The 1,291-nt window shown below is 29.8% G+C and carries 1 protein-coding gene; it reads right to left on the bottom strand.

Annotation, left to right across the window (positions count from 1 at the left end; translation table 11 throughout):
* The coding region (locus tag CKF54_RS07065; RefSeq protein ID WP_119525651.1) for a BspA family leucine-rich repeat surface protein at positions 1–1,148 on the bottom strand (1,148 nt) is incomplete at its 3' end.
* Between the last annotated feature and the right edge of the window lie 143 nt (positions 1,149–1,291).

Raw genomic sequence — 1,291 nt, 5'->3', positions numbered from 1 at the left:
TAAAGGTGGTAACTTAGGTTAGTAACACTACTCACATTCCAAGAACTTAAATCTCCATTGAAACTTGTAGCTTCAGTAAACATTGCTCTCATATCAGCAACATTACTTACATCCCAAGAGCTTAAATCTCTGTTGAAGTTTGAAGCTCTATAGAACATTCCATTCATATCTGTTACATTACTAACATTCCAAGAGCTCAAATCTCCATTAAAATTTTTTGCTTTTGAGAACATACTACTCATATTAGTTACATTACTAACATTCCAAGTACTTATGTCTCCATCAAAATTTGTAGCCCCCTGAAACATGAAACTCATGTCCCTAACATTACTCACGTTCCAAGAACTTAAATCTCTATTGAACGCTCTCGCTCCAATAAACATACCATTCATTGTTTTGACATTTCTAACATCCCAAAGATCTAAATCATTGTTAAACACAAAAGCATTGCCAAACATGCTGGACATATTAGTAGCTTTACTTACATCCCATTTGTTTAAATTTTGATTGAACTTTGTAGTTGCGTAAAAAGTAAAACTAAAATCTTTAACTGATTTTACATTCCAATTTGAAATGTCTGCGTCAAATCCCTCATTTAATGCAAAAGTTGCTCTTAAACTTTCCAAACTTGCAGTATTCCAGTTACTTATATCAAAATTAGTTTTACCACATGCAAATGTGTAATCTAAAGATTTAATGTTACTAACATCCCATTTAGATATATCTACAGCATAAGAACCTAGAGATTCACATATAAGAACAAAGTCTCGATCTTGAGGAGCTATATAGTATGGGTTATTTTCATATAATTTTTTATCATTAAAATCTTTTGCACTAACTATGGAGTATTTACCTGCAAATACATAATCTAAGTCTTCTAAATTTGAAACGTCAATAAAGTTTAGATCAATAACATTTTGCTTACCAGTTCGAGCTTCAACATAGTCATCGATGAACTCTTTTAATAAGGTAGAATTGGTAAAGCTAAACTTTTTATCTGATTTACTTAAGTCAATACCATAATATTCACCTAATTCAGCATTGTAAGCTTTGTTTACAAATTTTTTATTGAAGATACTGTTGTAAGTAAAGTAGCCACCTAAGGCAATTGCTACCACAGCTGTAGGAATGATTAATTTTTTAAACATAGTAAAGTTTCTGGTGAATTGTAAAAATTAGTGACAAAAATGAAAATTTAACAAATTTTGGACATAAAAAAAGTGGTTTCTTGTTATTAACAGTTTGAAAAACTGTATAATAATTATTAATTTAAACATTATCCAATGAGAAA

The organism is Psittacicella hinzii (assembly GCF_003585885.1).
In the GTDB taxonomy this organism is placed as follows: Bacteria; Pseudomonadota; Gammaproteobacteria; order Enterobacterales; family Psittacicellaceae; genus Psittacicella.
This window is presented reverse-complemented; position numbering and strand designations above follow the sequence as displayed.